Genomic DNA, 1,521 nt, shown 5'->3' on the forward strand with positions numbered 1-1,521 from the left:
GAAACAGGCCCTCGCCCAGCTCGCAGCCGCCTACCCCGACCGCATCAACCCCTACCTCTGAACACCACCACTTACACAGACAGATTGACAGGCTCACCGCGAGCGTCCCGGCGGGCCCGCCCGACCGGACGACGAGGGACCCGGCCGGCCCACCGACGAAGGTGCCGCCCGCGGAGCGGGTCACGCCCTGCGCCCCTGCGCGGTAAAGGGGGCTCCCTGCCTGGCCATGAAGGTTCTGCGCTTTCCCAAGGAGTGGCAAAGGAGCCGGTCGGGGTGCACCAAACCGCTGGCCCCCACTATTCCGCGCATCTAGTCTCAAAGTGCCGGACGAAGCAGAGGCCTTCCCCGCCCGCAGCGCCGAGCACCCCGCACCGTTCATCCAGCACCGGATGAGGACCCTGCACGCCGTCATCCGACCCCCTGGATGAGACCCGGAAGGACCCCGCCTCACATGGCCCAGAAGAACACGCACCGCGCCGCCGGCCGCGCCGTCACCCCGATCAGCGCCTCCTCGGCCGCGGTCCGCACCGCGAGCGGCGCCGCCGTCCTCGGCACGGTCCTCGTCGGATCGGCCTTCACCATGCAGGGCGCGACCGCGCAGACCGCCCCGGCCGCCCCGGCCCAGAACACCGCGAGCGCGAGCACCGCCAAGGCCACCGTGACCACCACGGCCTCCGCCAAGAGCACCTCGCTCAGCGCCGGCGCGACCCTGTTCTCGGGCGTCCGCGGCGAGCGGGTCTCCGCCCTCCAGGCCTCCCTCAACGATCACGGCGCCCACCTCGCCGTGGACGGCGTGTTCGGCACCAAGACCAACGCCGCCGTGCGCGACTTCCAGTCGACCAACGGCCTGCGCGTCGACGGCCGCGTCGGCCCCGAGACCCGCGGCGCGCTGAACGGCGGCTCCTCCGCGAGCGCCTCCAACTCCTCCTCGAGCACCTCCGGCTCCTCGATCGTCTCGGCCGCGCGCTCGCAGATCGGCGTCCACTACAGCTGGGGCTCCTCGAACCCGTCCAGCGGCCTCGACTGCTCGGGCCTGACCACCTACGCCTACTCGCAGGCCGGCAAGTCCCTGCCGCGCACCTCGAGCGGCCAGGCGGCCGGCGGCACCCGCATCTCCCAGTCGCACGCCCAGCCCGGCGACATCGTCCACTGGCCCGGTCACGTCGGCATCTACGCCGGCAACAACAAGGTCATCGACGCGTCCGGCTCCCGCCAGCAGGTCGTCGAGCGCACCATCTGGGGCAGCCCGACCTTCATCTCCTACCGCTGATCGAGCGGGCCCTCCGCGGCCCGACGATCACCACGGCAGCCCGGAACGGGGCGGCACCGCACAGGTGCCGCCCCGTTCTGCGTGCGTGCGCCCGCGGTGGGCGGTAGGGCGGGAGGCGGCTGGGCCGCAGAGGAACTGCGTGCGCAAGGAGCGGGAAAGGCGGGCGCAGGGGTGCGTCGCGTGCGAGAGATACAGGGTGCGGATGTCACGCAGCGGTGTATGGCGGACGCCTCTGCCACCGGTGGCAGAGG

General features: G+C 72.5%; 1 protein-coding gene. It reads left to right on the top strand.

The annotated features are described in order from the left end of the window. Window positions 1-451 precede the first annotated feature (451 nt). A complete protein-coding gene (locus tag ACFQ53_RS17680) occupies window positions 452-1,270 on the top strand; it encodes an NlpC/P60 family protein (RefSeq protein WP_377862285.1) in 819 nt (272 codons plus the stop codon). Window positions 1,271-1,521 lie beyond the last annotated feature (251 nt).

This window comes from Brachybacterium sp. NPDC056505, assembly GCF_042794925.1.
GTDB classification, from domain to species: Bacteria; Actinomycetota; Actinomycetes; order Actinomycetales; family Dermabacteraceae; genus Brachybacterium; species Brachybacterium kimchii.

What these genes read in the sequence shown, in the direction of transcription:
- ACFQ53_RS17680 (WP_377862285.1), top strand. Translation starts at nt 452, where the DNA reads ATGGCCCAGAAGAACACGCACCGCGCCGCCGGCCGCGCCGTCACCCCG.